General features: G+C 42.2%; 21 protein-coding genes. 4 read left to right on the forward strand and 17 right to left on the reverse strand.

Annotated features, from left to right (window positions below; translation table 11 throughout):
- The first annotated feature begins 115 nt into the window (after positions 1-115).
- A complete protein-coding gene (gene lon, locus LJ658_RS02875; protein WP_370632933.1) occupies positions 116-2593 on the forward strand; it encodes an endopeptidase La in 2478 nt (825 codons plus the stop codon).
- 72 nt (positions 2594-2665) lie between these two features.
- Entirely contained in the window at positions 2666-3619 is a 954-nt protein-coding gene (locus tag LJ658_RS02880; RefSeq protein ID WP_230544949.1) for a lipid A deacylase LpxR family protein, read from the forward strand.
- On the opposite strand, the gene arfB is transcribed toward LJ658_RS02880, so the two are convergent.
- Positions 3616-4026, reverse strand: coding sequence for an alternative ribosome rescue aminoacyl-tRNA hydrolase ArfB (gene arfB, locus LJ658_RS02885; protein WP_230544950.1), 411 nt, complete (start codon positions 4024-4026; stop codon positions 3616-3618). The two genes, LJ658_RS02880 and arfB, sit on opposite strands and share 4 nt — an antisense overlap.
- A gap of 104 nt (positions 4027-4130) precedes the next feature.
- Between arfB and cmk the strand changes: the two genes are divergently transcribed.
- Positions 4131-4805: a (d)CMP kinase gene (gene cmk / locus LJ658_RS02890; RefSeq protein WP_230544951.1), complete on the forward strand. Its 675-nt coding sequence runs from the start codon at positions 4131-4133 to the stop codon at positions 4803-4805.
- Positions 4806-4937: 132 nt separating this feature from the next.
- Here the strand turns inward: cmk and LJ658_RS02895 are convergent, their stop codons facing one another.
- Both LJ658_RS02895 and LJ658_RS02900 read right to left on the reverse strand, forming a co-directional pair.
- Complete coding sequence (locus tag LJ658_RS02895) at positions 4938-5399, reverse strand: dCMP deaminase family protein (protein ID WP_230544952.1); 462 nt, start codon at positions 5397-5399, stop codon at positions 4938-4940.
- Between the two features lie 94 nt (positions 5400-5493).
- Entirely contained in the window at positions 5494-7143 is a 1650-nt protein-coding gene (locus LJ658_RS02900) for an MFS transporter (protein ID WP_230544953.1), read from the reverse strand.
- Between the two features lie 161 nt (positions 7144-7304).
- Between LJ658_RS02900 and LJ658_RS02905 the strand changes: the two genes are divergently transcribed.
- Positions 7305-7958, forward strand: a complete 654-nt coding sequence (locus LJ658_RS02905; RefSeq protein WP_230544954.1) for a LysE family translocator — start codon at positions 7305-7307, stop codon at positions 7956-7958.
- A gap of 66 nt (positions 7959-8024) precedes the next feature.
- Here LJ658_RS02905 and LJ658_RS02910 read toward each other — a convergent pair whose 3' ends face one another.
- The 14 genes from LJ658_RS02910 to LJ658_RS02975 all read right to left on the reverse strand — a co-directional run bounded on the left by LJ658_RS02910 (position 8025) and on the right by LJ658_RS02975 (position 24632).
- A complete protein-coding gene (locus LJ658_RS02910) occupies positions 8025-10436 on the reverse strand; it encodes an ABC transporter permease (RefSeq protein ID WP_230544955.1) in 2412 nt (803 codons plus the stop codon).
- A 280-nt stretch (positions 10437-10716) separates the two neighbouring features.
- Positions 10717-12624 (reverse strand): amidophosphoribosyltransferase, encoded by a 1908-nt coding sequence (locus LJ658_RS02915; RefSeq protein WP_230544956.1) that lies wholly within the window; start codon positions 12622-12624, stop codon positions 10717-10719.
- Between the two features lie 112 nt (positions 12625-12736).
- Positions 12737-12976 carry a hypothetical protein gene (locus LJ658_RS02920; protein WP_230544957.1) on the reverse strand — a complete coding sequence of 80 codons (240 nt, stop codon included), beginning with the start codon at positions 12974-12976 and terminating at the stop codon, positions 12737-12739.
- 117 nt (positions 12977-13093) lie between these two features.
- Entirely contained in the window at positions 13094-14401 is a 1308-nt protein-coding gene (locus LJ658_RS02925; protein ID WP_230544958.1) for an ammonium transporter, read from the reverse strand.
- A gap of 108 nt (positions 14402-14509) precedes the next feature.
- Positions 14510-16009, reverse strand: a complete 1500-nt coding sequence (locus tag LJ658_RS02930) for an NADH-quinone oxidoreductase subunit N (RefSeq protein WP_230544959.1) — start codon at positions 16007-16009, stop codon at positions 14510-14512.
- Between the two features lies 1 nt (position 16010).
- The gene (locus tag LJ658_RS02935; RefSeq protein ID WP_230544960.1) at positions 16011-17618 is read right to left on the reverse strand and encodes a NuoM family protein; all 1608 of its coding nucleotides are present in this window, start codon (positions 17616-17618) and stop codon (positions 16011-16013) included.
- A gap of 123 nt (positions 17619-17741) precedes the next feature.
- Positions 17742-19805, reverse strand: a complete 2064-nt coding sequence (locus tag LJ658_RS02940; protein WP_230544961.1) for an NADH-quinone oxidoreductase subunit L — start codon at positions 19803-19805, stop codon at positions 17742-17744.
- Between the two features lie 3 nt (positions 19806-19808).
- On the reverse strand, positions 19809-20117 hold the full coding sequence (nuoK, locus tag LJ658_RS02945) for an NADH-quinone oxidoreductase subunit NuoK (protein ID WP_230544962.1): 309 nt from the start codon (positions 20115-20117) through the stop codon (positions 19809-19811).
- Positions 20114-20665, reverse strand: coding sequence for an NADH-quinone oxidoreductase subunit J (locus LJ658_RS02950; protein WP_230544963.1), 552 nt, complete (start codon positions 20663-20665; stop codon positions 20114-20116). Before LJ658_RS02950 ends, nuoK begins: the two co-directional genes overlap by 4 nt.
- On the reverse strand, positions 20662-21255 hold the full coding sequence (locus LJ658_RS02955; protein ID WP_230544964.1) for an NADH-quinone oxidoreductase subunit I: 594 nt from the start codon (positions 21253-21255) through the stop codon (positions 20662-20664). The genes LJ658_RS02950 and LJ658_RS02955 overlap by 4 nt, the downstream gene beginning before the upstream one ends.
- A gap of 59 nt (positions 21256-21314) precedes the next feature.
- Positions 21315-22385, reverse strand: a complete 1071-nt coding sequence (gene nuoH / locus LJ658_RS02960) for an NADH-quinone oxidoreductase subunit NuoH (RefSeq protein ID WP_230544965.1) — start codon at positions 22383-22385, stop codon at positions 21315-21317.
- 191 nt (positions 22386-22576) lie between these two features.
- On the reverse strand, positions 22577-23416 hold the full coding sequence (gene murI / locus LJ658_RS02965) for a glutamate racemase (protein WP_230544966.1): 840 nt from the start codon (positions 23414-23416) through the stop codon (positions 22577-22579).
- A gap of 118 nt (positions 23417-23534) precedes the next feature.
- A complete protein-coding gene (locus LJ658_RS02970; RefSeq protein WP_230544967.1) occupies positions 23535-24047 on the reverse strand; it encodes an OmpH family outer membrane protein in 513 nt (170 codons plus the stop codon).
- Positions 24048-24101: 54 nt separating this feature from the next.
- Positions 24102-24632, reverse strand: coding sequence for an OmpH family outer membrane protein (locus LJ658_RS02975; protein ID WP_230544968.1), 531 nt, complete (start codon positions 24630-24632; stop codon positions 24102-24104).
- Positions 24633-24642 lie beyond the last annotated feature (10 nt).

A 24642-nucleotide genomic window follows, 5' to 3' on the forward strand; every position in this document is an offset into this window, starting at 1 on the left:
CATAAGTCTTGAATTATAATAGCTGGCAAGTAAAAGCCGCTATTGAGTGATGTTGAAGTAGCCTTATTATACTTAAGGCTGACAACATGACGTTTATTTTATAAAAAAGCTATTGATGAGTTTTGACCCGTTTGATTTTAAAAATGTTTTACCAGTGATTAATGAAGATTCGGAATTCTTTCCGCTGATGTCATCAGAGGATGAAGAGGAGATGAATAATGAGCAGGTGCCTGAGTTTTTACCTATACTGCCATTACGTAACACGGTATTATTTCCGGGTGTGGTTATACCAATTACCGTTGGCCGCGATAAATCTATCAAATTAATACGTGATGCTAATAAAGGCAGCCGCATGATAGGCGTTGTATCACAAAAAGATGTTGCCATTGAGGACCCTACCTTCAACCAGTTAAATAAAATTGGTACTGTAGCGCTTATTATAAAAATGCTGCAAATGCCCGACGGTAACACTACCGTTATATTACAGGGTAAAAAACGGTTTTATTTAAAGGAAGAGGTGCAGAGCGAGCCTTATATCAAGGCCACTATTGAACCTTTTAAAGAAGTAAAAAAAGCCAAAGAAGATAAAGAGTTCAAAGCTATGATATCCTCTATAAAGGATATGGCGATGAATATTATCCAGCTTTCGCCAAATATCCCGAGCGAAGCAGGCATTGCGATCCGCAATATTGAGAGCACCTCATTTTTGATGAACTTTATATCGTCAAATATGAATGCTGACATGTCTGCCAAGCAAAAGCTGCTGGAGGTAACCAACCGCCGCGACATGGCTAACCTGGTATTAGCGCATTTAACAACCGAACTGCAGTTGCTGGAGTTAAAGAACCAGATACAAACCCGCGTACGTGTTGACCTTGACAAACAACAGCGCGATTATTTTTTAAATCAGCAGATAAAAACCATACAGGAAGAACTGGGCGGCAACACACCCGACCTGGAAATTGAAAATCTGCGCCAGCGTGCGGCAAAAAAGAAATGGACCGTTGAGGTAAAAACACATTTCGATAAAGAAATTGAAAAACTGGCCCGCACCAATCCCGCGGCTGCCGATTACTCGGTGCAGATGAATTATCTGGAACTGTTGCTTGATTTGCCCTGGAACGAATTTACTAAAGATAATTTCGACCTTAAACGCGCTCAAAAAGTTTTAGATAAAGACCACTTTGGCCTGGATAAAGTTAAGCACCGCATTATAGAATATTTGGCTGTGCTTAAGTTAAAACATAACATGAAGGCGCCTATACTTTGTTTGGTTGGCCCCCCGGGGGTTGGTAAAACATCTTTAGGTAAATCCATAGCCAAGGCATTGGGCCGCAAGTATGTGCGTATGGCATTGGGCGGCATCCGCGACGAGGCAGAGATCCGCGGCCACCGAAAAACATACATTGGCGCCATGCCTGGCCGTATCATCCAGTCAATTAAAAAAGCGGGAGCCGCAAATCCGGTATTTATTTTGGATGAGATAGATAAAGTAGGCAACGATTTCAGGGGCGACCCGTCATCAGCCCTGCTGGAGGTGTTGGATCCCGAACAGAACAGCAGCTTCTATGATCATTATGTAGAGATGGATTTTGACCTGTCGAATGTTATGTTTATTGCGACAGCAAATTCATTAAGCAGCATACAGCCTGCGTTGCTTGACCGTATGGAGATCATTGAGGTTAACGGCTATACAATTGAAGAAAAGATCGAGATTGCAAAGCAACACCTGGTACCCAAACAACGCGAAGCCCATGGCTTGAAGCTTAAAGATATTACGCTTAAAAATGACGTGCTGGAGAAACTGATAGAGGATTACACCCGTGAATCGGGCGTGCGCGGGCTCGAAAAAAAAATCGGATCAGTGGTACGCGGCACTGCCAAAAACATTGCGATGGACGAGCCCTATAACACCGTAGTGAGTAAGCAGGATGTTGAAACCATATTGGGCGCCCCTATATTTGATAAAGATCTTTACGAAGGTAATGAGGTTGCCGGTGTGGTAACAGGTTTGGCCTGGACGTCAGTTGGTGGTGATATTTTGTTTATCGAAGCTAGTTTAAGCCCGGGTAAAGGGCGTTTAACGCTAACGGGTAGTTTGGGCGATGTAATGAAAGAATCGGCAACGATAGCATTAGCTTACTTGCGTGCCCATGCCAGCTATTTCAATATTGATCCCCAATTATTTGAACAGTGGGACATCCATGTACACGTCCCCGCCGGTGCTACACCTAAAGATGGACCATCGGCAGGGGTTACCATGCTTACTGCCTTGACATCAGCATTTACACAGCGTAAAATAAAACCTCATCTTGCTATGACCGGCGAGATCACCCTGCGTGGCCGCGTATTGCCGGTTGGTGGTATTAAAGAAAAAATACTGGCTGCCAAACGCGCCAACATTAAAGAGATCATCCTTTGCAAATCAAACCAAAAGGATATTCTTGATATCAAGGAAAACTACATCAAAGACCTTAAGTTTCATTATGTGACGGAGATGCGCGAGGTAATTAACCTGGCACTGCTGGATGAAAAAGTTAGTGACGCGCTTGATTTAACTATTAAAGAAGGGGTTAAACCAATATTAAATTAACCAAATAAAAATATATTTTTGTGGTTCCCGCGTATGCCGTGGGAACCTTTTTTTTACAACCAATTAACCCTGATGAAGAATTTTTTTTTACCCCTGTTATTCATTTTAATAACCTCATGCGCTATTGCCCAAAACCACCGCGATGAAGTTGGCATACAGTCGGATAATGACTCTTACCTGGGTCAGGGATCAGACCGTTATTATACCGATGGCCTGTTTCTTTTTTACCATCACGCGTTAGATGTTAAGGGTAATAACGTACTGGCTAATAAGGTACTTGGCTTTGAACTGGGGCAAAAGATCTTTAATCCGCGTGGCGGTAATATTCCTTCAGCGCGCTATGTCGACCGGCCATTTGCCGGTTATTTATACGCGGGTGCCAACCTGAATTTTCTGTATAAAAATGAAAGCAATATAAAATTTGGCGCACAATTAGGCGTGGTTGGCCCGGCGTCAGGCGCACAGGCGGCCCAAACCTGGGTACATAAAACGTTTGGTTTTTACACGCCTACCGGCTGGCAATATCAAATAAAGAATGATGTAGAGCTTAATCTTTCCGCAGAGTACAATACACTGCTGGCCAGGGATACCGCCGTTGATCTTTCGTTTACCTCATACGCCAACCTGGGCAACGGCTTTACCGGCGCCGGCTTTGGCGGCTTGGTAAGAATAGGTGTCTTTAATAAACTGTTTAACTCGGCCAGTACAGAAAGCAGCGTTATTGCCGATAATGGTGCTACACCTGCTATTAAACATGAGTTCTTTCTATATTACAGGCCCATGCTTAATTTTATAGGTTATGACGCTACGGTGCAGGGCAGTTTATTCAGAAAACATGACGACCCAACCAGTGATGAAATTACACTTATGCCCCAGCGCGTCATGCTTAGCAATGAAATAGGCTTAACTTATACTACCAACCGCTGGACCTTTGATGCCGCAGCTACCTTCCATACCAAAGACGTTAAAGAAATGGTAAGGACGCACCAATGGGGATCGGTAACCGTCTTATACAAATTTCACTAGATATCAAAATTGCGTTTTCTGCTTTCTTTTTTAGCAGAAAGCATTTTTTTATTATCCAGCCGTTCGGCTTTTGCTTTTTTACCGGGCCTGGTGGCCTTACGTGGTTTTTGTACCTGCAGCGAACGGGTTAACAATGCAGTTAACCGTTCCAGCGCTTTTTCTTTATTTAGGTATTGACTGCGTTCTTCGTCACAAATTACCTGCACGTAACCATCTTTATTCAGCCGGTTTTGCAATTTTTCATTGAGCAGTTGTTTCTCATCATCAGTAAATAATGCCGAATTATCGACAGAAAATAACAACTCAACCTTACTTGACACTTTATTTACATTTTGCCCTCCTTTTCCCCCACTGCGGGATGTTTTATAAAAGGTTTCTTTTTGCAGACCGGCTTTAGAAAAACTCATAGCCAAAGGTAGTTATTAGTTGGCTTAGGTGAGGAATTGGTACAGTGTTAACAATTCGCCAACTTAATCAACCACTCACAATTTTTTATAACTTTGGCACCTATATGAGCAGCAATATTGTGGTAGCCATTGATGGCTATTCTTCGTGCGGAAAAAGCACATTAGCCAAAGCGCTGGCCAAAAAGCTTCACTTTATTTATGTGGATAGCGGGGCGATGTATCGCGCGGTAGCGCTGTATTTTATACGCAATAATGTTGATCTCAGCAATCACGAACAGGTTGCCGCTGCTTTGAAAAACGTGCATCTTAATTTTCATTCGCGCGATTACCAAACCCATATTACTTTAAATGACGAGGATGTTTCAGCCGAAATTCGCCAGATGCCGGTATCAGACAAAGTAAGCGCAGTTTCTGCTATAAAAGAAGTAAGGATAGAGATGGTGCGCCAGCAGCAACGCATGGGCAAGTCTAAAAACATAGTGATGGACGGGCGCGATATCGGTACCGTGGTTTTCCCGCATGCCCAGATAAAACTGTTTATGACCGCCGACCCGAAAATACGGGCAGAGCGCCGCTATAAAGAGTTACTACCGCAAAACCCCGGCATGACGTTGGAAGAAGTATTTGAAAATCTGGCACACCGTGATTATGCCGACACTACCCGCGAGGAAAGCCCGCTTAGGCGCGCAGACGATGCTATCATATTAGACAATACGAATCTTACCCCCGAAGAGCAGTTGGATATTGCCTTAGATTTTGTTAAGCCGCTGATAGTTTAAATTAAGGTTTTTAAGATTTAAGCGCGCATGTTTGTTAAAGATTTAACTTATGGATACAGCCCATAAATAACTTTGTACTCGTAGTTAAGGAGCGCCGAAACAGGGTTGCGATCGCGTCAAAACTCAGTTAGCCTAATTTGCCTCTTCCACCAATTGTACCGTAGGCACACCAAACTTATTTAAAAAGTCAACCCCCTCATCGCTGGCTATACCTTTGTATCTGGCGTACGATTTATCAAAGTAAACCTGCTTGATACCGGCAGAGAAGATAAGCCGTGCGCAGGCTATACAGGGTGATAGCGTGGTGTAAAGCGTAGCGCCTTCTAATTTGGCGCCACTTTTTACAGCATATAATATAGCATTCTCTTCAGCATGCAAAGCAAGTGAGCAGCTGCCTTTCGAGTCGCGCGGGCAACCTGTCTCCGGCCATTCATCGTCGCAATTATGTGTGCCTGCGGGCGGGCCGTTATAGCCTATGGATATAATACGTGTATCGCGCACTAAAACAGCACCAACATGGGCCTTTACGCAATGCGAGCGCAGGGCCAGGTCGGTAGCCAGTTTCATGAATATAGTATCGAAGGATGGTTTCATTTGGATAGTCGTTGGTCATTGTGTCATTGGTCATTAGTAATAGCAAATTATAAAATCTACCAATAACTAATGACCAGTGACTAATGACTAAAATTTAATGTCCGCCGCTTTTTTCAACTGATACGTGATCGATGTTGATGCCTTGTTTGATCAGCTCCTGGCGTACTTTCCAGGCGAAGAAAACGATATAGGCAAAGCCCAGAACCGGAACGATATATGATTGGTGGATACCCATGGTATCGGCCATTAAGCCCTGTACCGGCGGGATAATAGCGCCCCCTAAGATCATCATAATTAAAAATGCTGAACCCTGGCCGGTATATTTACCTAAGCCGGTAATAGCTAACGAGAAAATAGACGGCCACATAATTGAGCAGCATAAGCCGCCGCTAATAAATGCAAATACAGCTATCATACCAGTTGAGAATAAACCGATCAGCATAAATATCATACCCAACACACCTAATGATACTAAGGTACGCACCGGTTTTTGCTGGCCTATATAAAATGCGCCAATCATTACCGCTATACTGATAGCATAGATATATAAATTGCTTACATCAACCCCGGTTGACCTGTTTACTAACAATACGATGCCAAAAGCAAGGAATGGAACAACCAATGTCAATATATTTTTAGTTGATTTTGACAGATTAAACGCCCCGATAGCGCCGGTCCACCGGCCTATCATTAAGCTACCCCAATACAGCGATATAAACGGCGACATTTGCGACTCGGTAAAATTGCCAAACAGTGGAGATTTAAGTAATGCACCTAAATTACTTTGTATGGTAACCTCTGTACCTACGTAAGTAAAAATGGCTATCATCCCCAAAATCAATTGAGGATATTGCATAGCCCCCCAACCTTCTTTGTTTTTTTTAGCCGATAATAACGAGCCTATTAAAGTTAGAATTATGATGGCCAGTGATATATAAATAATAACAGCCTTCGTCACTTCTGGTGTATGGATATTGAAAAAATGATGACCGCTGATAAATAAAGCAAGCTGGTCGGCAACCATAATTAAACAAAACGCCAGGAACATAATGATCAACGGCGTGGTAGGCTTTTTGCTGGCTTCAATTTTCTCGTCGCTGGTTACTACAGGTAACTTTGAAAAATAAAAAAATACGGCAACCGCCAAAAACAGGCCAGCCAAAATATAGTACAGATTGTCGATAGATGACAACGCAACCTGACTGGCCGCTATTGCACCCTTGGCAGTACCAAACAACACGATACTAACCACAATAGGACCTAATAAACCGCCAATGTTATTTACCGCACCGGCAAAATTTAAACGATTTGAGCCGGTTTCGGGCGGTCCCAACGCTACTACAAACGGATTTGCCGCTGTTTGTTGCAATGAGAACCCTAAAGCTATAATGAAGAATGAACCCAGTATAAACAAAAACGATCCGGTAGCTACCGCGGGGATCATAAACAATGCTCCACCGGCCGAAATAACCAGGCCAAGTACAATGCCATTTTTATAACCCAGCTTATTTAATATATCAACCCGGGTTAGTTGCGAAGCAAAGTATAATATTAATGAACCAATAAAATATCCACCATAAAAAGTAAAATCGATCAGTTGTGATTCAAATTGGGTTAAGTGAAAATGCGATTTACAAAAAGGTATAAAAATACCATTGGATGCTGCTAAAAAGCCCCAGAAGAAAAATACGGTAACCAGCGTATACAATGCCGACCCATAACTTTTGGTGTTGTTTTGTTCCATTTTATAATATGTTCTTTTGAAATTGGTTTTAAACCACTAACATAACTATTTTTTGTAATTCTATTACGTTAAATTAATAAACATACAACATTAAGTTTCGTTATATAAGAGATAAAAATCGCATCTTCGCGTACTTCAAACTGACCAAAGGTTACAGATTAATGATAGAAGCTGTTATTTCAGGAATAGGGATTGGGATAGTGCTCACGTTTTTAACAGGCCCCGTATTTTTTGCTTTAATTAAAACCAGTATCGAGCGCGGCTTTCATGCCGGTGTTTTCCTGGCGCTTGGCGTTGTAAGCAGCGACGTAGTCTTTGTGGGAACTATCCTATTTGGTTCGCAGTTGTTTGAGGTATCTGCCGAAACCAAAACCTGGGCGGGTGTTATTGGCAGTATCATATTATTTGTAGTAGGGATCCGCTATATCTTCAAAAAAGCCAAGGTAAATTACGATAATGTAGCCCCTACCGGCCTTAAACGCACCGGCTATTTTTTGAAAGGATTTTTGATGTGCATTTTTAACCCGGCCATTTTATTTCATTGGATAACCGTTATTGGTACTGCCAGTACCATTTATCATAATGGCGTACATCACCGGGCATTTAAAATTGCCATTATGTTTATAACTATATTAATTGTGCAGTTTGGGCTGGATACTACCAAAGCTTTTTATGCCGATAAGCTGCGCGATAAGATCTCCGAAAAATTTGTACATCGTTTAAATGAAGTGGCCGGTATAGCACTAATCATCGCGTCTGTTGTTTTATTGGATAAACTGGTTACACATTTTGTTTTTTCGGCTCCGTCGGCGTAGCATTTGTTGATACTTCAGCTTAACATCACGACATCACTTAAGGCTCCTTTGGAGTAAAATACTACACTATTCTGTTTTTAAACTTTTAACCGGATTTGCCAGGGCAGCTTTAAACGCCTGGAAACTTACTGTCACTAATGCTATCAATATGGCAGTTATTCCGGCTATAGCAAACATCCACCAGGTAATAGTAACCCTATAAACAAATGATTGCAACCATTTATTCATGGCCCACCATGCAATAGGCGCCGCAATTACAAACGATATAGCAACCAGTTTCAAAAAATCTTTTGATAACAGTTGCACAATACCTGATATACTTGCGCCCAGCACTTTTCGGATGCCAATCTCCTTGCTTCGTTGCTCGGCACTAAATGCGGTTAATCCAAACAAACCCAGGCATGATATTAAAATAGCTATCAGGGTAAAAGAGTTGATGATCTGCGATAAAACAATATCAGTTTCATAGGCCTTTTGTATCCGGTCGCTCATAAAAGTATAATCAAACGGAGTTTGGGGTAGATTTTTATGCCATACTGTTTCCACTTTATTTAAGAATGACCTATAATTCTTAGCCTTAATATTAACGATGAGATTATTGACCTCATTAGCGTTTGGGGCATATATTACCATAAATGGATAAATATCGTCATGTAATGATTTATAATTAAAATCTCGCATTACACCGGCAATTTCGTATTTCCGGGAATCATCTGTAAACAGTTGTGTGCCCATAGCTTTAGTTGGGTCAAGCCCTAAACGTTTTGCCAGCGCCTCATTAATCATTACTTTACCGCTATCGTTTTGCATTAAATTTCTTCCGCTAACTATTTTGATACCCATTGTTTTTACAAAATTTTCATCCGAAAATAAATTTTGCTGATCAATAGCATCGGCTGCGTTAGCACCAGATAAAAATACACCCCAATCGTAATACCCGTCGGCGCCAAAAGTATTACTTGTTCTGCTAATTGATTTTACTTCTGATAAATGTTGCAGATCAGAAGCCATAGCATCCATCCTTTTTTGAGTATCATTTGTATGAAACGTTAAAATTATCTGTTGATCTTTATTAAACCCAAGGTCCCGGCTGTTTATATAATTTAACTGGCTGTAAATAATTATTATACCTGTTATCAGCACAATAGATATAACAAACTGAAATACGACTAACGAACGCCGTAAACCAAATACCGGAATCTGGCTAGAAAAATTTCCTTTTATAACTTTAATAGCCATAAATGCCGACATATAAAATGCAGGGTAACTACCGGCAGCTAAACCGGTAACCAGCACCAGCGTAACCAACATTACCCACAACCTGGGATCACTTAAAAACGACAATTGAATATTAGCCTGCGTAATCTGATTTAAATAAGGCAACGCCAGCCATAACAAGGGTAAAGCTACCACAACACCAATAAATGCTAATAAAAAGGACTCTCCCAAAAACTGTGTTACCAGGTCATATTTTCTGGCGCCTATAACTTTTCTTACGCCAACCTCCTTAGCCCTTTTTGATGCCCTGGCGGTTGACAGGTTCATAAAATTGATGCAGGCTATAACTTGTATCAATACGGCTATTAAAATTAACACATACAGAAATGAAGAGCTTATAATTTCCCCGTTTTCAGCTCCATAACCGGGAGTTGTATGGATAGATAATACCGACTGCAGATGCAATATTTTGGTCATCCCCGAGCTTTTTAATTGATCGGCGCCGTATTTATTTATAAATGCCGGCAGTTTTTTTTCTAACGCGCTTACACTGGCATCTGCGCGGAGCTTGACAAAAGACATAGTGAAATTATTCCCCGCCCACGAGTTATTAGTAAGCATATTACCACCATACCCGTTCTTGTTGATCCGAATAAACATGTTTGCCGACAATTGCGATTTACCCGCGCTTTCATCAACAACAGCTGTTACCCTAAAATTATTTTTACCATCGGCGTCATCCATAGTAATTACCTTGCCAATGGGGTCCTCTGTACCAAAAAGTTTATCTGCAACGGGTTTTAATAATACAATTGAATTAACCTCTGTTAATGCATTTAATGGTGACCCTTTAACAAAATGATAGGTAAATACATCAAAAAAGGTTGAATCAATCATAAAGGCATTCTTTTCGTAGAATGAGTTTTCTTTATACTTTATGAGGTGTTCTGCTATACCTAAAGTAGGGATAACACGAGTATATTGTACAATCTCCGGAAAATCGTTTTTCATGGCCGATGCTATTGGCGGCGATGCTGTTGCCATATTAATTACATCGCCGGTATGGGCCAATGAAGTGGTAATACGGTAAATATTTTTTGCATCCTTATGGTGATGATCATAGCTATACTGATCCTGTACGTATAATAATATATACATACAGCATAGCGTGCCTATTGCCAAACCCACAATATTAATAACACTAAAAAAACGGTTCTTTAACAAAAAGCGCACCGATACTTTTAAATAGTTTTTAAACATCTTCGATAAGTTAAGATTTATTGTTACACCTAACTATTAAAATGCCATTATTACAAAAACCTCATAATCAGATTATTGCATAAACATAACACTCGTCTGTTGTCCGTTATTGATACAACTGATGTGCGTTAGCGTACCGTAATAAGTTTAAAAGAGAACAGTAAAGCTTACAACAATCAGTATAATAACCTAAAAGCCAGATAACATGTATTATCTGGCTTTTTTATTATTGATATTTTACTATTTGCAATCAGCTCCCCCTTTAGGGGGCCAAGGAGGCTTACATATAAGCCCTTTGGTTCTTACCTTCCATCCAGTTAACAAAGGCGCGGTTTACTACTTTATTACCACCGGGGGTTGGGAAATCACCGGAAAAATACCAGTCGCCGGTATGATCCGGGCAGGCTTTATGCAGGTTATCCAGTGTTTGATAGATAACGTGTACCTCGCATTCTATTTCTTTCGGCGTAATGATCTTCGCTATACGGTCTGATATCTCCTGATCAGTAAAGGGCTCATAGATAGCTTTTACATAGTTCACCACATCTTCTTTCGGCAGTTTGGCGCTATCTACACACTTTTGATAAACGTCTGCTATGATCTGCTCTTTGCCCTGTTCTTTGAGTAAGCTGATAGCTGCCTCAAAGGCCACAAACTCGCCCATGCGCGACATATCAATACCGTAGCAATCCGGATAACGGATCTGCGGCGCTGATGAAACCACCACTACTTTCTTAGGGCCCAGGCGGTCAAGTATTTTAAGGATACTTTGTTTTAGCGTTGTACCACGTACAATGGAATCATCCAATACAACTAAAGTATCCGTTCCATTTTTGATAAGGCCGTAGGTTGTATCGTAAACGTGTGCCACCATTTCGCTGCGGTCGGCATCCTGGGTAATAAAGGTGCGTAGCTTGACATCTTTAATAGCGATTTTTTCAACGCGTGGCGCCATGCAAAGCACTTCGGTCAGTTCTTCTTCGCTTATTTTATCCTCGCGGTTAAGCAGCCTGTCGCGCTGGTATTTTTTTATGTATTTATGCACCCCCTCTACCATGCCATAAAACGCAACCTCGGCAGTGTTGGGGATATAAGAGAATACGGTGTTTTTGATATCATTATCAACCGCACTTAAAATTTGCGGGCAAAGCAGCCGGCCCAATTGTTTACGCTCGCGATAAATAGAAGCGTCGCTACCGCGCGAAAAGTAAATCCGCTCAAAAGAGCAGGCCTTCTTTTCGGCAGGTTCGCTAAACATATCTTCGGTGATCTTGCCATTTTTCTTGACGATTAAGGCATGACCGGGTTTGATCTCGCGAATTTCGTCGATAGGGATATTGAAAGCGGTTTGGATAGCAGGGCGCTCTGAAGCAGCCACTACAATCTCGTCATTATAATAATAATAAGCGGGGCGGATGCCAACCGGGTCGCGCATTACAAACGCGTCGCCATGCCCCAGCATACCTGCTATGGTATAACCACCATCCCAGTTACGGGCAGATTTACGCAGGATCTTGGCCACATCCATATCCTTGGCAATCAACTTGCTTATCTCGGCGTTATCGTCTAATCCCTCGCGTTTATACTGGTCAAATAGGCCTTGTACTTCGGTATCAATAAAGTGACCCATTTTTTCTAAAACAGTAACAGTATCGGCTTTTTCTTTTGGATGCTGGCCCAGGTCATACAGTTGTTGCAGTAACTCGTCAACATTAGTCATGTTAAAGTTACCGGCAATAACCAGGTTACGGGTCATCCAGTTGTTTTGACGAAGGAATGGGTGGCAGCTTTCAATACTGTTTTTACCGTGGGTACCATAACGCAAATGGCCCAATAACACTTCGCCGGTAAAGCTTACGTGCTCTTTGAGCCATTCGGTATCAGCCATTTTTTCGGGCGATTCCTTTTGTATATCAGCAAATTTCTTTTGGATGTACTCAAATATATCAGCAACCGCATTTGATGCCATTGACCGGTGCCTGCTAATGTATCGCTTACCCGGGGCTATATCCAGTTTAATAGTAGCAACGCCCGCGCCATCCTGGCCCCGGTTATGTTGTTTTTCCATTAAAAGATAGAGCTTGTTTAAGCCGTACAGCGCTGTGCCGTATTTTTTCTGATAAAAAGACAGTGGCTTTAAAAGACGGATAAATGCCACACCGCATTCATGTTTAATCTGATCGCTCATGATTGATGATGAGCCGCAAAGTTATAATTTTATCCTAAAGTCTTGTCAAATTGATTGTCATTAATTCGTATTAAAATAATATAAATTTAACAATCAGTTATCCTGCTTTTTGCTAATACGTTTCTTCGTTATCGGATCCGGAATGCTCATCTATAGCCTCGCCGATTTCTTGTAATGGCATATGTTGTACAGACGTCGGGTTTTCAACATACACCCATAAGCCCGCGTCGGTTTTACCAATCTGATGATAAGCTGCTCCACACAAAACATCATAAAGCCGGGGCATAACAGACCGTAATTTAATTGTATAATCCGTATTGTTAATAGTAACGACGAAAGAGTTGTTTTCCATAATATGATATTTTGAATAGCGCAAAAAGGACGACATGACTGCTATCAAAATTACAAAAAAAGCCCCGATAAATCGGGGCTCCTAACTTTGGTTTATAGATTGTTTAGGTGTATTGAGTTAAAGCCGCTCGCCATGCTGGCTGATATCCAGGCCAATCACTTCATCCTCGGTTGATACACGCAATGGCGATATCATATCGGTTATTTTTAATAATAACAATGAACCGAAGAAAGCAAAAATTGAAACCAGTACCAGTGCAAACAGTTGGATCAGGAACAGGTGCGTTTCGCCAAAAAACAAACCGTTGCCGGTTGTATTGGCCGCATTAACATTAACATGTGCAAATACACCGGTAAGCAACATACCTACCATACCGCCTACGCCGTGGCATGGAAACACATCTAAAGTATCATCAATTGATGTACCGGTGCGCCATTCAACCACAAGGTTACTTATTACCGCAGATATGATACCGATAGCCAGCGAGTGTGGAACAGAAACATAACCGGCAGCCGGTGTAATGGCAACCAAACCTACCACAGCACCAATACAAGTACCCATTGCTGATGGCTTGCGGCCACGCAGCATATCAAAAAATATCCAGGTTAAACCGGCCGCTGCCGATGCCGTAGTACTTGTGGCCAGTGCAATAACTGCCAAATGATTTGCGCCAAATGCCGAACCAGCATTAAAGCCAAACCAACCGAACCATAATAAACCCGTACCTATTAATACATAAGTAATCCGCGCAGGCGCATGGCTTGGTTCATTTCTTTTCTTTAAGTATAAGGCCGATGCCAAAGCTGCCCATCCGGCAGACATATGGACCACGGTACCGCCCGCAAAATCAAGCACACCTAATTTAGCTAATACACCATCCGGATGCCATGTGGCATGGGCCAGCGGCGAAAATATAAATATGCTAAACAGCACCAGGAAAATAATGTAAGAATTAAAGCGGATGCGCTCTGCGAAAGCACCGGTGATCAGCGCTGGGGTTATAATAGCAAATTTTAACTGGTACATAGCAAATAACAGCAACGGGATAGTGGGCGCTGATTTCCAGGTCGAGTCGCCCAGCATGCCCTTCATCATAAAGTAGGTAGCCGGGTTGCCGATGACACCGTGAAAACTATCACCAAAAGCAAGGCTAAAACCAAATATGCCCCACATTACTGTAATTATAACCATACAGATAACGCTTTGCAGCATGGTTGAGATCACGTTTTTCTTATTCACCATTCCCCCGTAAAAAAAAGCGAGGCCCGGTGTCATAATCAGCACCAACGCTGTCGACATCAGCATCCAGGCAATATCGCCGGTATTAAAATGCGATGTCCCGGTTCTTTTAAATTCTACCGAGGGGAAAATAAAGGTTAGGATTAAAATACAAACGATAAGTAAAAACGGAAAATAGCGCTTCATAGAAATATTAAGGAATAATTATAAAAAACGGCTGAATTTATGATTAATATCATAAATAAATGAAAAAAATGTTAAGTTTTTATTAAAAAAAGTGCGAATCGGTTGCTTTTACAAAAATCTGGTAAGCCAGTCGGGAAATAGCCCGAGCAATATCAATACAACCGATATAATAATAGCAGCAATTAATATAGCTGTTGGTTGGGTAATCGGTTCGGCAGGTGATTCTGTCCGTTTGAGAAATAAATTAAGGGGTATCTTCAGGTAATAAAACAACGATACTACCGTAGTTACAGCTCCCGTAATGGTTAATAAGAGCAGTAAAACATTATGATTTGATTGATAAACACTGTAAACCGCCGAAAAAACAAATAATTTACCGGTAAATCCCGCGGATATGGGTAACCCGGTTAATGAAATCAATATAATTACAAAACAAATGGATGCAGCAGGGTACTTAAACCCCAGCCCCTTGTAGCTATTTACGTCATCCGACCCGGTAATGCGGTTAAAATAGGTAACCAACATTAACGCGCCGATATTGGCAATAACATATACGGCCAGATAATATGCTAACGCTTTAATGCCCTGCGCGCTAAAAGTCACTATGGCCATTAACGCAAAACCGGTATGCCCAATGCTTGAGTAAGCCAGCATGCGTTTGGCATTATTTTGCATAACTGCAGCAAAGTTGCCAGCTATCATGGTAACAATGCCGATGACTGAAAGATAAAGGCCAAAATCAACCGCTTTAAATTGCGGGTTAATTATAAAAGGCGTTAAAAAATTAATTAATAGGGCAAATGCGGCAACTTTAGGCACACTTGATAAAAAAGCAGTAATTGGTGTTGGCGCGCCTTCATAAACATCGGGCACCCAAAAATGCACCGGTACAAATGACAATTTAAAACCCATCCCCACCAGCACTAACACCATTGCGAAAACTACCCCCGCAGTATTAACCTGAATTAATGCCGTCACAAAAGCCGGATCAAACAAACTTAAGCTACCGGTAAAGCCATATAGTAATGACATCCCGTACAACATAACTGCCGACGATGCGGCACCAAACAGTACATATTTAAACCCCGCTTCGGTACTAAAAGCATTCTCTGACCGGTAGGCCACCAGCAGGTAAGAAGCGACGGATACCATCTCGATAGCCAGGTAAACCGACAGCAGGTTTACAGCCATCGCCATTAAATGCAACCCGAATACTGCCGCAATAGTTATAGAATAGAGATCTGACAGTTTTTTTTGGTGCGATTTAAGTGGCTCGTCCCAGGCAAAATATAAGAGCAGCAATAATGCTGAAATATCAATAATCAGCTTAAATACGACACCTGTATGGCTTTGCACCAACATCCCGCTAAATAAAAAACGGACGTCGTCTCCCATATACAGTTTCTGAACAACGTCCTTCGATATAATCACCATCATACCTCCACAGGCTACTATTCGGCAAAGCCTTTCTGAGTTACGGCCGAAAAGCAGGTCGGTAATTAAAACCACTATAAACAACAACGACAGGAAAATTTCAGGGATAAAATAGTTGATATCGCCTAAAATGCCGGTTAGCTGTTGATGTATGTTGGGTATTAAATCGTGCATATTATTTGGTTAGCTGTAAAAATTGCACCAATGCCAATACCGAATCATTGATCTTGCTGAATACCAATGAAGGCATGACACCTAATACTAAAACTACCAAGGCCAGCGGCAGGAGGGTAATTATTTCGCGGATGTTCAGATCGGCCAGGGCTATTTTCCAAATCTCTCCCCCTTTTAATGATACCGCGCCGAAAAACATGCGTTGCAGCGTCCATAAAAAGTAGCAGGCACTTAGCAATATACCTACTGCGCCGCAAATAGCCATCCAATAAGGTAATAATCCGTTTGCGGTTGGCGACTTAAAGGCGCCGGCCAATGAAAATGCCTCTGCTATAAAAGCCGAAAATCCGGGCAAACCCAATGATGCAAAGAAAGCGATCATTACAAATACGGTATATTTAGGCATCAGGGTTCCTAAACCACGGAAATGGTAGATATCCCTGTCGTGTACCCGGTTATAAACCACCCCGGCCAGGAAGAACAGCATCGTTGATAAAAAACCATGGCTTACCATCTGGATCACCGCGCCGCTCAAACCCTCGGCGGTTTGCGAGGCTATGCCCAATAATACAAAACCCATTTGCGATACCGACGAATAGGCGATAACCTTTTTCAGGTCGCGCTGGGCCAGTGCGTTAAGCGCGCCATAGATAATGGAGATCACACCCAGCAATCCCAACCAAAACGCTCCCGAAATCGCGATATCCGGGAATATGCCCAGGCAGATCCGGATGATCCCATACCCGCCTATTTTTAATAAGATAGCTGCCAGTATGATGGATACCGGCGTCGGTGCTTCAACGTGCGCATCGGGCAGCCAGGTATGCAGCGGCACTACCGGCACTTTAATAGCAAAGGCAACAAACAGGATGATAAAGCCAAGCGTACGGGCCGGCACACCAAATAGCGTATAATGGCTGGCTGCACCAAATATTGATCCCTGTCCGTAATTGGCAGGGTTCATCATTTGTACCATATTAAAGGTATGATTACCCGTTGCAGGGTCGGTCACCGACAGGTATAAGCCAATCATCACCAGCAACATAAATACCGAACCAAACAAGGTATACAGGAAGAATTTTATAGCTGCATACTCGCGCCGTGCGCCGCCCCACATCCCTATAAGGAAGTATAATGGCAGCAACATCAACTCATAAAAAATATAAAACAGAAAGAAATCCAATGAGCAAAACACGCCCATTACGGCCATATCCAATATCAGGAACAGTACAAAGAAACCCTTAAGATTACTCTTAATTTCCCACGACGCCAGGGCCGCAATAACCAATACCAGCGATGTCATTACTAAAAGTGTAATAGATATGCCGTCAATCCCTACAAAATAATCCATCTGCATGTGGCCCATGCTGCCCAGGTCGAGGTTGATCCAGGGGTGCTTCTGCACAAACTGAAACTGGCTCTCGGTGGTAACACCTCCAAAAGCGGTGCCCGTTTTAAAATTAAGATATAAACCAACACTCATACATAACTGCACCAATGTAGCGGCCAGCGTAATGTATTTAAAACTACCGCGCAGGCTGGATGGCATCAAAGCAATGATGAACCCAAACAACAACGGTATAAATATGAGTATGGTTAAACTAGTCATTTTATGAGATGTAAGCTATGAGATGTGAGCTTTTAGCTATTTTGATTAAAAACGGGACAACAGGAAATATTCGGTTATTAAAAACCGTATGGTGACGCTGGCACATTGTTTCATATCCCATAGCTAAAATTTCACTTCTAAATAAATAATAAGGGCCAGCACAACGGCCAGCATGCTAAATAAATAATACTGAACCTTACCGCTCTGAAACCTGCGCACAAAATTACCGGTAATTTGCACGGTAAAGGCAAGCACGCGCGATATTCCGTCGATAACATGATAGTCAAACCAAACCGCTAATTTTGACAGAGTTATGGTTATGGTTGATAATCCGTTAACAAAGCCATCTATAACCTTGCTGTCAAACCAGGACAGCGCGTGGCTAAGCGCCATCACTGTACGGACGATGACTTTGTTATAAAAGTTATCGATATACCACTCGTGATAAGATAAACGGAACAAAAAACCGGTTTGCGGGAACACCAATATCTTGCGACCGGTATAAACGGCCCATGCCCAGTAGATCACGAATAAGCTTAATATGTTTACCCCAACCGGTACAATGGTATGATAGATATTTACCCGTTCCAGGTGGATCGAGCTGAACCCGGTAAAAACCCAGGCACGTTCATACAAAAACGGGTTCCATGAAAATAACGGAAATAAGCTGGCCAATGCCAACAGGATAAGCGGTGCGCGGTACTGCCAGCTGCCGTCACTGATATGGTACTTGATATGAGGATGAAATTGCTCGAGCCTGAAATCGCCAAAGAACACTTTTGCTATTAGCCGCGCCACATAAAAACCGGTAAGCCAGGTAGTGACGATTGCACCAATTGGGATCAACCTGAATAAAGTACCTTTATTATCAGACCAATCAACTGCCTGCACCAAAATACCATCTTTTGATAAATAGCCGGATGTAAACGGCAGGCCTATCAACGCCAGGCCCGCTACAACCGCAACCCAAAAGGTTAGCGGCAGCTTTTTGCGCAGCCCCCCCATGTACAATATGTTCTGCGGATCAATATCCAGCTCATTATCATCTTTAATATGCTGCATCTGGTGGATAACAATACCCGCTACCAAAAACAAAGCACATTTAAAAAACGCATGTGTTACCAGGTGGAACAGCGATGAAGCGTAAGCACCTATCCCCATAGCCATTACCATAAAGCCTAGTTGCGATATGGTTGAATAAGCCAGGATCCGTTTCAGATCGTTTTGTGTGAGGGCAATGGTTGCTGCCATAAAAGCGGTGAGGCAACCTGCGATAGCCAATATATCCAGTTCATGGGTATTGAATAGCGGATAAACCCGGCCCAGCAGGAATACACCCGCAGCCACCATCGTTGCCGCGTGGATTAATGCGGATACCGATGTAGGGCCTTCCATTGCATCAGGCAGCCAGGTATGCAACGGGAACTGTGCAGATTTTGCAGCAACGCCCAACATAATGCCCCCGCAGGCGATATATTGCCAGATAACCGGTAGGCTACCAGCCGGGGTTACCCACAATCCGTTTTCAGTGGTCGACTGGCTGATTAAACCGTTGGCGCCAAATAACTGTACAATATCAAAAGTGCGGTATTGTGCAAACAGGATAATGATGGCTGTTAACAAGCCTATATCCCCTATTCTGTTCATCAGGAAAGCTTTTTTGTTGGCCTGCACCGCTTTTTCCCGCGTGAACCAAAAGCCTATCAGCAGGTAGGATGAAAAGCCAACCAACTCCCAGAAAGCGTAAAGCAGCACCATATTATCAACTACTACCAGTGCCAGCATGCTGAAGCAAAACAGGCTGAGGTATATGAAGTAACGATCGTAATTCTCATCGTGCTTCATGTAGGCCGTAGAGTAAATATGTACCGGTAAAGCTATCACCGATACCAGCATCAGCAATATAGCCGAAAGGTTATTTAGCAAGATACCCGCATACAATTGCGTTGCGCCAATAGTGAACCAAAGCTGTTGCACATGTATCTGCTGTCCATTCCACGTTTTGGCAAATATAGCGACAGACAATATACAGCTGATTAAAATAGCTGCTGTAGCTATCCAGCCTGATACCTGATTGCGCTTACCCGGCAAACAACAAATTACCATACAGGCAAAAAGTGGCAGCAATACCGTTGCTATGGCAAAGTAAATGGCAGACAGATCCTGGTATGGTATAAGTGTTTTCAAATATTATTTATCTTTCAAATTATTGATCTTACCCGGATCAATGGTTCTGTATTTTTTATAAACGTTTAATATTATAGCCAGCGCCACCGCAGTTGTGGCCGCAGCCAGTACAATGGCAAACAAGGCAAATATCTGCCCGCCGTTAGTGATCCTGTCAAACTTGCCAAAAGCTACCATATTTAATATAGCCGCGTTAAGCATCAGCTCAATACCAATTAAAATCTGTATGGCGTTATGTTTGGTAATGATCATGTACAAACCGATACAAAACAGCGCTGCGCTTACTATTAAAAAATCCGTTAGCGTAATCATACGGCTCCCCGCTCCTTTCTGGCTAAATGTGCCGCTCCAACCAACGCCATCATCAGCAAGATAGAAATAGCCTCAAACGGCAGCAAATAGCGGGTCATTAAATTTATGCCGATGTTATTTACGGTTATATCATTAGGCCCAATAGCAGCGTTAGTTGCGACAGCTTGTTTTATCCAGGGCAAGTTACCGGCTCCGGTTTTAATCAGCACATTTACCATCACTACAAAAAATAAGGCTGCAAATAATATGGCCGGCAATTTATTCAGGCTGATGAATTTACTTTTTTGCTGTTGTAATATGTTCAAAGTCTCCCTGCCTGATAGCATGAAGGCAAACAATATCAACACCAGCACCCCCCCTACATAAATTACAATCTGGGTTACTGCCACAAAATCGGCTAAAGCCAAAACGTAAAGGCCAGCCAGGCCAAACAGCGTTATAAAAAACATAAAGATTGAACGTACCAGGTTTTTGCTGCCTGCCACAAACAACGCCGATGCCAGCACCACAAATGCCATTACATAAAAAAGCACCTGGCCTATATTCACGCGTCGCCCTCCTTTTTATTTAGGGCGGCTAATTTGGCGGCCTGCCTTTCAGCTATCTGGTTTTCTAATAACTGCCTTTTCTCGGCCGCGACTTCCGGCGCCATGTCGGCAAATTCATAGTTTAAATTCTTCAACTCAAAGACGCTCCTGTCATATTGGTTCGTCATGATGATACACTCGGTTGGACAAACTATGGTACATAGGCCGCAATACATGCACTTGGCCATGTCTATATCAAACTTCGGTGCATATAATAATTTCTTTGAACCGTCCGAAGTTTCACCGATGGGGCCTGTTGTTGATTTTATCGATTCGATAGTGATGCAATCAACCGGGCAAATTTTGGCGCAAAGATCGCATACTATACAATCGTCTATCTCTACATCCAACTGGTATCGGCCCACTTCGGGCACGGGCAGTTTTTGATGCGGATATTGAATGGTATTGGTACTGCTGTCTAATTGTTTAAAGTAATTATCGTCGCTAACAGAAATTACCCGGCGCTTCGCGTTTGATGCAAAGAGGTGCCTCCAGGTAAGGGATAGTCCCTTCATGGCAGTAGTAAATCCGTTTATTGCTCTTTTTAACACTTTATTATTTTGATTTCACCGATTACATTCCTAATCTCTAATTAACTAATCTCTAATACCTACATCAACCACAACCGCCACACGCCTGATATCAGCATACATAAAAATGCCAGCGGTGTTAATACTTTCCAGCATAGATTCATTAACTGATCCACGCGTAAACGGGGTAATGTCCATCGTATCCACATTTGTACAGCAATTAAGGCCAATGTTTTTGCAGCTATCCAGAATATGCCCCAAGCTGTATTGGTAGTCCAATCTGCCAGATGTATTGCGCCTATATTTGGCAACGGAGTGTTCCAGGCGCCTAAAAATAAAATAACGCCTATCATTGACACCAAAAACATCATGGCATATTCGGCCAAAAATACCAGCGCAAACTGCAAACCGGTAAATTCGGTATGGAAACCGGCCACCAGTTCAGATTCGGCCTCGGGGATATCAAAAGGCGCACGGTTACTCTCGGCCAGTGAGGCTATGAAGTAAATTACAAATGCAATGATCAGGTGCGGCGCCCTAAAAATATTCCACGCCAGTATACCGCCGTTGGCAGATACATCAAAGAAGCCTAAAAACTTTATTTTTTCTGTGGATAATATCCCCTGTTGTAAAGCTATCTCCTGAAGGTCAAGTGTCTGTGCAATCATTACCACAGCTATCAGGGCAAAGCCCGCAGGGATCTCATAAGAAATGATTTGTGCAGCCGACCGCATTGCGCCCAGTATAGCGTATTTGTTGTTTGATCCCCATCCGGCCATTAATATGCCCAGGGTTTCTATCGATATGATTGCGAGGATATAATACAACCCGATATTAATCTTAGCCGGCACTAAACCCGGCGCCCAGGGTAAGGCCGCAAAACCCAAATAAACCGCTACAAATATGATAACCGGGGCCATTAAAAACAGCACTTTATCTGCAGCGGCGGGTATAATCAATTCTTTTTGAATAAGCTTCATTATATCGGCAAGCGTTTGCAGCATGCCATACTTACCCACCTCGGTTGGGCCCAGCCGGTCTTGTATAAAGGCAGAAAGTTTGCGCTCTGCATATACGCCGAACAGCGTAAACACAGCCACAAAAGCAAATAAGCCTATCGCAATAATGAAATATGTACTATAAAAGTTCAACCGGTTTGCTTTAGCTGCAAACTTAATAAATTTTGAATTGATTGAGTTGACTAACCGCCATAAAGTTGACTAAACTGGTAGGATTAATTAAAATTTACAAAGCCCCGGCTAAATCCTCCTCAAACGAAAGCGCTAAGAAAAACAATTTTGCCAAGCTATTTTATCCCATCCTTTGGAGAGGCTACATAGGCCTAGCAACTAAATTCGGTAACCGATACAAATTCTGAGGTTACAGGCGCCGAAAAGAAGCGCGAAGCATGATGATCAAATTCGGCGGTATCATCTGTAGTAGTATAGAATTTACGTGTACCTTCTTTACTTATTTTTTGTTCCAGTTCAGGGTGGCGCTGCAAATAATCGGCCAGGCTTTTGGCTACGATATCGCCCTGCGCTATTACATTTACGTTGGCCGGCAAATGCGCTTTTATTTTATCCTGTAATAACGGATAATGCGTACAGGCCAGTAACAGCGTATCAATATTGGCTGACTGTGACATGATCTCATCCAGGTATTCTTTGATAAAATAATCTGATCCCGGTTTTTCGTATTCGCCGCTCTCAACCAGGGGCACCCATAGCGGGCACGCCTGCTGGTAAACCTTTAAATCAGGAAAAAACTTTTGGATCTCAATCAGGTATGATTCTGATTGTACGGTACCTGTTGTGCCCAATACGCCTATCTCTTTTGTGGTTGAATAGTTACCAATAACCTCGGCTGTAGGCCTTATCACGCCCAGTACCCTTTTAGTTGGATCAAGGCCCTGCATATCCTTTTGTTGAATAGTGCGCAACGCCTTGGCTGATGCGGTGTTACAGGCCAGTATAATAAGCGGGCAGCCCTGCTTAAACAACCACTGCACACATTCCCAGGTATATTGGTGGATAGTATTGAACGACCGGTTACCGTAAGGCGCACGGCTGTTATCTCCCAGGTAAATATAATCATAGCCCGGTAACTGCCCGGCAATAGACCGGAATACAGTAAGCCCGCCTATCCCCGAATCAAAAATACCTATTGGCGTGTTTGGCATAGTTAAATATTAATTATTAGCGATAAAGATCAGCGAAACCGTTATCAAAAAATCTTTGACCCAAAAATAAAAAAAGCGCCCTGTATCGGAGGGCGCTTTCAAATGTTTTTATTAAATCTTACTTAACACCTAATTTAAGCTTTACCGCAGCCATCAGATCATCAGCCGGTGGCGATACCAATAAAGCGGTTTGTGATGAATCCAACACATAGTTATAGCCTTTTTCTTTAGCTACTGCTGATATTGCATTATGAACCTTATCAAGTAATGGTTTCATCAACTCATTTCCTTTAGCTTCAACTTGTTGTTGCGCGTTAGTTTGATAATCCTGAGCGCGTTTTTGCAGGTCAGCTAATTCGCTTTGTTTAACTGTTTTTACAGCGTCAGTCATGGTAGCTTGTTTAGACTGGTAATCTGCGCTTTTTGTTTGTAGCTCAGTACCTAAGTTTTGGAGTACATCCATAAATGTCTTTTTAAAAGCATCCATTTGTGTATTAACCGTCTTTAATTCAGGCATAGCTTGAATTAAATCGTTTGTATTAATATATCCAATTTTTGTTTGTGCCTTGGCAAAGTTGCCCATCGATATCATGCATACTGCAACTAAAGCAACTTTAAATAGTTTTTTCATTGTTTTTTTGTCTGTGTTTAATTTTAATAATGTGCGATTATATATATAAAAAGTTTATTTAGCAAATACTCCCGGTTTTAATCCCAGGCGTGTTATAACGTCAGCGCTCTTATCATAACGCGGATTAGCGTAAAGCATTATAACTTCACTGTTTTTATCAAATATCATATCCAGGTTTTCGGCCTCGGCAACAGCTTGCACCGCTTTAGCCACCCTATCCTGTATAGGTTTCATTACCGCGCTGCTTTTGGTTTCTAACTCACCGTTAGGACCAAATTTTTGGCGCTGAAAGTCTTTAGCTGCTTTTTCTTTAACGATAACCTCGTCTTCACGTCGTTTTTTCATATCTGCAGACATCAACACCTGATCAGCCTGGTAGGCTTTGTACATCCTGTCAATTTCCTGAAAGCGGCTATCCACTTCTTTTTGCCATTGATCTGATAATGCCCCCAGTTGTTTTTGGGCAGATACATAATCTGGCATATGTTTTAAGATATACTCAGAATCAACATAAGCAAACCGTTGCGCAAATGCGCCGGTGAATGCTAAAAACGTAAAAGCCAGTACTAAAATTACCTTTTTCATTAGTTTTTTT

The organism is Mucilaginibacter sp. UR6-11, from assembly GCF_020880695.1.
In the GTDB taxonomy this organism is placed as follows: domain Bacteria; phylum Bacteroidota; class Bacteroidia; order Sphingobacteriales; family Sphingobacteriaceae; genus Mucilaginibacter.

Excerpts from the sequence above, each read along its gene's own strand:
- lon (WP_370632933.1), top strand. The coding sequence starts at position 116 with ATGAGTTTTGACCCGTTTGATTTTAAAAATGTTTTACCAGTGATTAAT.
- LJ658_RS02880 (WP_230544949.1), top strand. The coding sequence starts at position 2,666 with ATGAAGAATTTTTTTTTACCCCTGTTATTCATTTTAATAACCTCATGC.
- arfB (WP_230544950.1), bottom strand. The coding sequence starts at position 4,026 with ATGAGTTTTTCTAAAGCCGGTCTGCAAAAAGAAACCTTTTATAAAACA.
- cmk (WP_230544951.1), top strand. The coding sequence starts at position 4,131 with ATGAGCAGCAATATTGTGGTAGCCATTGATGGCTATTCTTCGTGCGGA.
- LJ658_RS02895 (WP_230544952.1), bottom strand. The coding sequence starts at position 5,399 with ATGAAACCATCCTTCGATACTATATTCATGAAACTGGCTACCGACCTG.
- LJ658_RS02900 (WP_230544953.1), bottom strand. The coding sequence starts at position 7,143 with ATGGAACAAAACAACACCAAAAGTTATGGGTCGGCATTGTATACGCTG.
- LJ658_RS02905 (WP_230544954.1), top strand. The coding sequence starts at position 7,305 with ATGATAGAAGCTGTTATTTCAGGAATAGGGATTGGGATAGTGCTCACG.
- LJ658_RS02910 (WP_230544955.1), bottom strand. The coding sequence starts at position 10,436 with ATGTTTAAAAACTATTTAAAAGTATCGGTGCGCTTTTTGTTAAAGAAC.
- LJ658_RS02915 (WP_230544956.1), bottom strand. The coding sequence starts at position 12,624 with ATGAGCGATCAGATTAAACATGAATGCGGTGTGGCATTTATCCGTCTT.
- LJ658_RS02920 (WP_230544957.1), bottom strand. The coding sequence starts at position 12,976 with ATGGAAAACAACTCTTTCGTCGTTACTATTAACAATACGGATTATACA.
- LJ658_RS02925 (WP_230544958.1), bottom strand. The coding sequence starts at position 14,401 with ATGAAGCGCTATTTTCCGTTTTTACTTATCGTTTGTATTTTAATCCTA.
- LJ658_RS02930 (WP_230544959.1), bottom strand. The coding sequence starts at position 16,009 with ATGCACGATTTAATACCCAACATACATCAACAGCTAACCGGCATTTTA.
- LJ658_RS02935 (WP_230544960.1), bottom strand. The coding sequence starts at position 17,618 with ATGACTAGTTTAACCATACTCATATTTATACCGTTGTTGTTTGGGTTC.
- nuoK (WP_230544962.1), bottom strand. The coding sequence starts at position 20,117 with ATGATTACGCTAACGGATTTTTTAATAGTAAGCGCAGCGCTGTTTTGT.
- murI (WP_230544966.1), bottom strand. The coding sequence starts at position 23,416 with ATGCCAAACACGCCAATAGGTATTTTTGATTCGGGGATAGGCGGGCTT.
- LJ658_RS02970 (WP_230544967.1), bottom strand. The coding sequence starts at position 24,047 with ATGAAAAAACTATTTAAAGTTGCTTTAGTTGCAGTATGCATGATATCG.
- LJ658_RS02975 (WP_230544968.1), bottom strand. The coding sequence starts at position 24,632 with ATGAAAAAGGTAATTTTAGTACTGGCTTTTACGTTTTTAGCATTCACC.